General features: G+C 38.0%; 12 protein-coding genes, 1 pseudogene and 1 other annotated feature. Of the genes and pseudogenes, 12 read left to right on the forward strand and 1 reads right to left on the reverse strand.

What is annotated here, in order from left to right; genetic code table 11:
* Positions 1-15: 15 nt before the first annotated feature.
* The 4 genes and pseudogenes from A3IA_RS13690 to A3IA_RS0107885 form a co-directional block, all read left to right on the forward strand.
* Positions 16-159, forward strand: a pseudogene (locus tag A3IA_RS13690) (hypothetical protein); the annotation flags it as partial.
* A 24-nt stretch (positions 160-183) separates the two neighbouring features.
* Positions 184-1167, forward strand: a complete 984-nt coding sequence (locus A3IA_RS0107875) for an N-acetylmuramoyl-L-alanine amidase (protein WP_425314538.1) — start codon at positions 184-186, stop codon at positions 1165-1167.
* A 77-nt stretch (positions 1168-1244) separates the two neighbouring features.
* Positions 1245-2471, forward strand: coding sequence for a peptidase T (gene pepT, locus A3IA_RS0107880; protein WP_018380787.1), 1227 nt, complete (start codon positions 1245-1247; stop codon positions 2469-2471).
* A 53-nt stretch (positions 2472-2524) separates the two neighbouring features.
* Entirely contained in the window at positions 2525-3022 is a 498-nt protein-coding gene (locus tag A3IA_RS0107885) for an EbsA family protein (protein WP_018380788.1), read from the forward strand.
* Here A3IA_RS0107885 and A3IA_RS0107890 read toward each other — a convergent pair.
* A complete protein-coding gene (locus A3IA_RS0107890; protein WP_018380789.1) occupies positions 3003-3197 on the reverse strand; it encodes a ferredoxin in 195 nt (64 codons plus the stop codon). The two genes, A3IA_RS0107885 and A3IA_RS0107890, sit on opposite strands and share 20 nt — an antisense overlap.
* A 45-nt stretch (positions 3198-3242) precedes the next feature.
* On the opposite strand from A3IA_RS0107890, the gene A3IA_RS0107895 reads away from it, so the two are divergent.
* The 8 genes from A3IA_RS0107895 to A3IA_RS12000 all read left to right on the forward strand — a co-directional run.
* Positions 3243-3860 carry an SAG1386/EF1546 family surface-associated protein gene (locus A3IA_RS0107895; RefSeq protein WP_018380790.1) on the forward strand — a complete coding sequence of 206 codons (618 nt, stop codon included), beginning with the start codon at positions 3243-3245 and terminating at the stop codon, positions 3858-3860.
* Between the two features lie 19 nt (positions 3861-3879).
* A complete protein-coding gene (cmk, locus tag A3IA_RS0107900) occupies positions 3880-4560 on the forward strand; it encodes a (d)CMP kinase (protein ID WP_018380791.1) in 681 nt (226 codons plus the stop codon).
* 23 nt (positions 4561-4583) lie between these two features.
* Positions 4584-4709: a sequence feature (ribosomal protein L20 leader region), on the forward strand.
* A gap of 13 nt (positions 4710-4722) precedes the next feature.
* A complete protein-coding gene (gene infC / locus A3IA_RS0107905; protein ID WP_018380792.1) occupies positions 4723-5253 on the forward strand; it encodes a translation initiation factor IF-3 in 531 nt (176 codons plus the stop codon).
* A 35-nt stretch (positions 5254-5288) separates the two neighbouring features.
* Positions 5289-5489 carry a 50S ribosomal protein L35 gene (gene rpmI / locus A3IA_RS0107910; RefSeq protein ID WP_018380793.1) on the forward strand — a complete coding sequence of 67 codons (201 nt, stop codon included), beginning with the start codon at positions 5289-5291 and terminating at the stop codon, positions 5487-5489.
* Between the two features lie 54 nt (positions 5490-5543).
* Positions 5544-5903 (forward strand): 50S ribosomal protein L20, encoded by a 360-nt coding sequence (gene rplT, locus A3IA_RS0107915; RefSeq protein WP_000124839.1) that lies wholly within the window; start codon positions 5544-5546, stop codon positions 5901-5903.
* Positions 5904-5955: 52 nt separating this feature from the next.
* Positions 5956-6432 (forward strand): HAD family hydrolase, encoded by a 477-nt coding sequence (locus A3IA_RS0107920; protein ID WP_018380794.1) that lies wholly within the window; start codon positions 5956-5958, stop codon positions 6430-6432.
* 146 nt (positions 6433-6578) lie between these two features.
* Positions 6579-6689, forward strand: coding sequence for a hypothetical protein (locus tag A3IA_RS13750; protein WP_483294759.1), 111 nt, complete (start codon positions 6579-6581; stop codon positions 6687-6689).
* 219 nt (positions 6690-6908) lie between these two features.
* On the forward strand, positions 6909-7079 hold a 171-nt coding region (locus A3IA_RS12000), incomplete at its 3' end, for a helix-turn-helix domain-containing protein (protein WP_018380795.1).

Here is a 7079-nt window from a genome sequence, read left to right on the forward strand (position 1 = left end):
CATTTCACAGGGACTATGAGTCGTTCTTTTATAAAGAAAGGTGCTCAATCAGCTTCGATTAGTTATCAAACTTATATTGAGAAAAAAGGTTGGCAAGCCTTGGTTTCTGATGGTCATTTAAGTGGTAGTACGGGTCAGNATCAACAGATAGAATCTTTAAAACTTCGACTTCATTCCGATTATTTGGGACATCTTTCGTATCAAACTCACATTCAGAATGTTGGCTGGATAGCTGCAGTTGGTGAAGGTCAAGCAAGTGGTCAAGGAAGTTCTAATCGCCAAGTTGAGGCAGTGAGAATTTCCTTAGTTGGTGAGATTAGTCAGTACTATGATGTTTATTATCGCGTTCATAGCCAGAATAAAGGTTGGTTAGGTTGGGCGAAGAATGGTTCTGATGCAGGAACAGAAGGGCTTTCTTTAGGTGTTGAAGGTATCGAGGTTACCTTAGTTAAAAAAGGAGGTTCTGCTCCTGGAACAACGGTTAAACCTTTCGAGAAGAAAGCGGCTGTGGCTAAGGGAACTTCAGTAGCCCTAATGTCATCTGCCTCACAAGGTAACTATGCAAAAGTTAATAAAATTATTTATCTTGATGCTGGTCATGGTGGTGCAGATCCCGGTGCTACTTATGCAGGTATTACTGAGAAATCTCTTAATTTAAAAATGCAGTCTCTTGTTCGTTCGAAGCTAGAACGATTAGGGTATAAAGTCATCACCACTCGTGATACAGATGCTTATTTAGACTTGTTACCACGCTCTAAGAAAGCCAATCAAAGTATTGCAGATTTATTTGTAAGCATTCATTTCAACGCTTCTACTAGTGGACGAGCAAATGGTATTGAAACTTATTACTATCAATACTATCCCGAATATCAGCCAGCAATTAACAAAACTTACCATAATAATGCAGAGCGCTTAAAGAGAAGTGCTGTTCTTGCATCGGCAATTCAAACTGCGGCGGTCAGTGCTACAGGAGCTAAAGACAATGGTGTCTTAAGAGAAACATTTGCTGTGTTAAGGGAAACGACAGCGCCAGCTGTACTTTTAGAATTGGGTTACATGTCTAACTATGCAGAGAGAAATCGCATTACGAATAGTGCCTATCAAGAGAAATTGGCTCAAGCCATTGTAAGTGGAATTTTGAGCTATTATAAGACTTATTCAATTTAATAAAAATTAAAAAATCTACTCCAGCGGGTAGATTTTTTGGTATAATCAGTGAAGATAAATAGAGAAGAGGTTCATTTATGTCCTATCCAAATCTTTTAGAACGTTTTTTAACATATGTACAGGTTAATACTCGTAGTGATGAATCTAGTCATTCAACACCAAGTACACAGAGTCAGGTTGATTTTGCTTTAAAGATCTTAAAGCCTGAGATGGAAACCATTGGTTTACAAAATGTTCATTATTTAGAGTCAAATGGTTACATTGTTGGAACTTTACCAGCTAACTCTGACAAGTTCACCTATAAAATTGGTTATATTTCTCATATTGATACGGCTGATTTTAATGTTGAAGGTGTTAATCCTCAAATTATTGAAAACTATGATGGTTCTGAAATTCAATTAGGAGATTCAGGATTTCAGTTGTCGCCAACTGATTTTCCTAATTTAAAGAATTACCATGGTCAAACTTTGATTACCACTGATGGAACGACACTTTTAGGAGCTGATGATAAATCCGGAATAGCTGAAATCATGACTGCTATTGAGTATTTTACGAGTCATCCAGAAATTGAACACGGTGAGATTCGTGTTGGCTTTGGACCAGACGAGGAAATTGGTGTTGGTGCTGATAAGTTCGATATTGCTGATTTTGACGTAGACTTTGCCTATACAGTCGATGGTGGACCACTCGGTGAGCTACAATTTGAGACATTCAGTGCAGCTGCGGCTGATATTACTTTTAAAGGACGAAACGTTCATCCAGGTACTGCTAAGAATCAAATGGTCAATGCTTTTCAACTTGCGATTGATTTTCACAATGCTCTGCCAGAATCAGATCGTCCAGAATTAACCGAAGGTTACCAAGGGTTTTATCACCTTCATGGGTTTGAAGGTGCAGTTGAAGAAGCGCATAGCTCTTATATTATCCGCGATTTTGATACTGAAGCATTTGAAAGTCGGAAGCAGTTAATGGTAGCTATTGCTTCAAAAATGAATGAGGAGTTTGGCGAAGAACGTGTTCTTGTAAGGTTGAAAGATCAGTACTATAATATGCGTCAAGTGATTGAAAAGGATATGACTCCAATCAATCTTGCTAAAGAAGTGATGGAAAGTCTTGATATTAAACCAATTATTGAACCTATTCGTGGTGGGACAGATGGTTCTAAAATTTCCTTCATGGGAATTCCAACTCCTAATATTTTTGCTGGTGGTGAAAATATGCATGGACGATTTGAATTTGTTAGTCTTCAAACTATGGAGAAAGCTGTTGATGTCATTGTTGGAATATCAAGTTATGTCAAGTAGTTTTTTGAAAGATTGGTGGAAGTGTGGTAGAATAAGCTTGGGGGTTACCGTCTATGATTAAAATTTTTGGTAAAATAAGATACCATTGGCAACCTGAACTCTCATGGCTTTTAATTTATTGGTCATTGACAATTGCACCAATCTTTATAGGTTTATCTTTGCTATTTGAACGGACAAGAATACCAGTGACTTTCTTTTTATTGTTCGCCCTGTTCTTAGTATTATTGGGATTTGGCTTGCACCGATTCTTCATTATTAGTGAAGAAGATCAATTAAAAATTGTATCTATGGATATTTTCAAGCCACAAAATGTTAAGATTTCTAGCATAAAAAAGATTGAAGTGACAAAATTAAGTATCACATTGATATTCAATGATGCTACAAAAAAACGCATATTTTATATGCGTAAATGGCCTAAGAAATATTTTTTAGATGCTTTGGCTGTTCATCCTTATTTTAAGGGAGAGGTTGAATTGATGGATAATTTTATTGAGTTAGATTATTTTGAAGCGTACAAAAATGAAAAAACTCCTAAAGTATTAGAGCCTTAGTTGGACAATTTTTTACAGCTTCTAAGGTTGCAATATCATTGTCTGGAAATTCAGCAACTAATTCATCTCTGTCTGTAAATTTAACGATACCATCGTCGTGATAATCAAAGGCATTAGAATAGGTCTGGCAAAGACCACAGGCAATACATTTTTCTGGAATAAGTGATACTTTCATAGTATTATTGTAATATTATTTAATTTATTTAACAAGGGGGAAAGCATGGCTAAGAAACCATGGGAATCTAAGATTTTTGAAAATAAAAAAGACAGTGGCGGGCAAACGTCTCGGAAGGAAAAAAATAGTGGTTTTTTGAGCACTCCCCTATTGACAGGTCTTCTTAGTGTCTTTTTCTTAATTGTTGTAGGTATTTTGATTGTTGTTTTCTATACTTCTAATGGCGGTAGCGATGAAGCAAAAGCAACATCAGGTTTCTATCGTTCATCACAATCTAAAGTAAAAGAAGAAAAAAAAGCCAAGTCTTCTCAAGATAAATCAAAGGCTGATAAAAAGACTTCTAAAAAAGTTAAATCATCTAAAGCAGATGCTAAGCGCTCTAAAAAAGCAAACGCTAAAAAATCTTCGACACAGGTATCTGGTTCTACGGCTTCATCATCAAACACTGCTATGAGTTCATCAGACGCGGTGACAGAAGAAACAACACCATCAACAGAAGTTGCTACAAGTGGTCAAACCATTGTTGTTCAACCTGGTGAAGGTGCAGCTTCTATTGCAGCTCGAGCTGGTATTTCTATTGAGCGATTACAAGCCTTAAACCCACAAAATATGACCTTGGGTTACTGGTATGCAAATCCAGGTGATCAAGTCAACGTAAACTAGTATAGAAAAAGAGGACATCATGAAAGCTATTAAAATTGCAATTGATGGCCCTGCTTCAAGTGGTAAAAGTACAGTAGCCAAGATTATTGCTCGTAATCTTGGCTATACTTATCTTGATACAGGTGCTATGTACCGTTCTGCGACTTATCTTGCTTTGAAACATCAATTAGATGATTCTAAAGTAGGGGATATTCTTGAAAAGTTAGCTGAATATCCGATTTCTTTTGATAAAGATGAAAACGGACAACAAACTGTCTTATTGGGAACTATTGATGTAACGGACGCCATTCGTCAACCAGACGTGACTAATAACGTTTCTTGGGTGTCTGCTTTGCCAGAAGTCCGTGAGGAGCTTGTCGCTCAGCAACAACGGATTGCCGCACAAGGTGGTATTATTATGGATGGACGTGATATTGGAACAGTGGTACTACCAGATGCAGAATTAAAAATCTTTTTAGTGGCTTCAGTTGAAGAGCGAGCAGAACGCCGGTTTAAAGAAAATCAAGAAAAAGGCATTATGACAGATTTTGAAACTCTAAAAGATGAGATTGCTGCACGCGATTATAAAGACAGTCATCGTAAAGTGTCTCCTTTAAAAGCAGCAGATGATGCCATTAGGTTTGACACGACTGGCATATCAATAGAAGATGTTGTTGATTTTATTCAAAAAAAAGCAAAGAAAATCATTGACAAAGGATAACCAAATTGTTATCATAGTAGCAATGAGAAAAGCAGAAGTGAGAACTTCTCGCCTTGCGACTAACGTTGTCTGGCCCTACATGTCAAGTTTCTTTGTAGAAACATAATGTGTGCGGGCTTGATTTGTCAAGTCCGCTTTGTTTTTCTCTAAAAAAATAAAGAGGTGAAGATCATAGCTAAAAAAGATCTATTCATCAACGACGAAATTCGTGTTCGCGAAGTTCGTTTAGTTGGTCTTGAAGGTGAACAATTAGGTATCAAACCATTATCAGAGGCTCAATCAATTGCAGATCAAGCTAATGTTGATTTAGTGCTCATCCAACCACAAGCCACTCCGCCTGTTGCTAAGATTATGGACTATGGTAAGTTCAAATTTGAGTATCAGAAGAAGCAAAAGGAACAACGTAAGAAACAAAGCGTTATAACGGTTAAAGAAGTCCGTCTTAGTCCTGTTATTGATAAAGGAGACTTTGAAACAAAACTTCGCAACGGCCGTAAGTTTCTTGAAAAAGGGAATAAGGTTAAGGTTTCCATCCGCTTTAAAGGGCGTATGATTACTCACAAAGAGATTGGCGCAAAAGTGTTGGCTGAGTTTGCTGAAGCAACTCAAGATATTGCGATCATTGAGCAAAGAGCGAAAATGGATGGTCGTCAAATGTTCATGCAACTTGCACCGATTCCAGACAAGAAATAACTTGTCAGATTACATTTATCAATAGGAGAAGAAAAATGCCAAAACAAAAAACACACCGTGCATCAGCTAAACGTTTTAAACGTACAGGTTCAGGCGGATTGAAACGCTTCCGTGCTTTCACGTCTCACCGTTTCCACGGAAAAACTAAAAAACAACGCCGTCATCTTCGTAAAGCGTCAATGGTTAACGCTGGAGATTTCAAACGTATCAAAGCAATGCTTACTCGCCTTAAATAATTAGGTCTGTAAACATTAATAGTATTATTCAGAATTATTCGGAGGAAAATATAAATGGCTCGTGTTAAAGGTGGCGTTGTATCACGCAAACGTCGTAAACGTGTTTTAAAATTAGCTAAAGGTTACTATGGAGCAAAACACATCTTGTTCCGTACTGCAAAAGAGCAAGTAATGAACTCTTACTACTATGCATACCGTGACCGTCGTCAGAAAAAACGTGATTTCCGTAAACTTTGGATCACACGTATCAATGCGGCTGCTCGTATGAATGGTTTGTCATACTCACAATTGATGCATGGTTTAAAACTTGCTGAAATCGAAGTTAACCGTAAAATGCTTGCTGATTTGGCAGTTAACGATGCAGCAGCTTTCACAGCTTTGGCAGATGCTGCAAAAGCAAAACTTGGTAAATAATATCAAAAGATGGGAGTAATCTCATCTTTTTTTAGTGATGAGAGGAGCAAATATGCCAAACTGGATATTTTTTGATGTTGGATCTACTTTGGTGGATGAAACAGAGGCCTATCAGCGATTTGCGTATCGATGTGCCCTGACCTTAGCTTCTCATGGAAAACCGGTGACTGAGGCAGAATTTTTTGCCAAAATGCAAGAAGTGGCTGCGCTTGGAGAAGCTCCAATTCGCAATGCTTGGGCTTGGTATGGCTTGCCAGACGATCTGCGTCCTCGGTGGAGTCATGAGGGGGAAACCCTCTATCCTGACGTCCTTCAAACGCTAGAGTATCTTAGTCAGTCCTACAGTCTCGGTATTATTGCCAATCAAGGTAGGGGACTTGCGGAGCGCTTAGAAGCCTTTGGAATTCGGCATTTTTTTGACCTTATTGTCTGTTCAGAAGAAGTCGGCTATAAGAAGCCTGACCGAGCGATATTTGACCATGCACTAAGAGAAACCAAGAGCCCTGCGAGGAATTGTATAGTCTTTTGAATGAACTTTGATACATCGGCACTTTCGACTTGCCGTACTCAAGTACTGTCTGCGTCTCAGTTCCTTGTCTGAAAGTTCATTCATTTGACTATATTTGCATCAGAAATCGCATGGACAATGATATTCTTCCTGCTAAGGAACTTGGAATGCGGACGGTGCATGTCTTACAAGGAATAGGATCTCATAACGGTTGCCCAAGAGAGAATGTCAGCGACATGATCATCCAGCACCTGAGTGATTTGATTGAACGATTATAAAAAACGCTTGAAGCCAATAGTCGGTTTCAAGCGTTTCAGTTTGAAGAAAAAGTTCTTTTCTACCATTTGTCAAGCTTATCAAGCTTTTAATCGAAAAATTTTTTAAGACAATAGCTTGGATAAAAGTTTTAAAATGAAGTTAGCCACTTAAAAGTATGAAAAAACACCTCAGAGAGATATAATTGTAATCACCACAAAAACAATTAGAAGGACTCTGAGATGCAAGACTATTATACACCAAAAGGAAAACATTTAACACTATCAGACCGTAGAAATATTGAACGTTGGTTACATGAAGGGTGTTCCAATCGTGAAGTGGCTAGACGACTAGATAAAGCTCCTCAAACCATTCATAATGAGGTCAAGCGGGGGCTAATTCTCCAACAAGTG

Source organism: Streptococcus thoraltensis DSM 12221 (assembly GCF_000380145.1).
In the GTDB taxonomy this organism is placed as follows: domain Bacteria; phylum Bacillota; class Bacilli; order Lactobacillales; family Streptococcaceae; genus Streptococcus; species Streptococcus thoraltensis.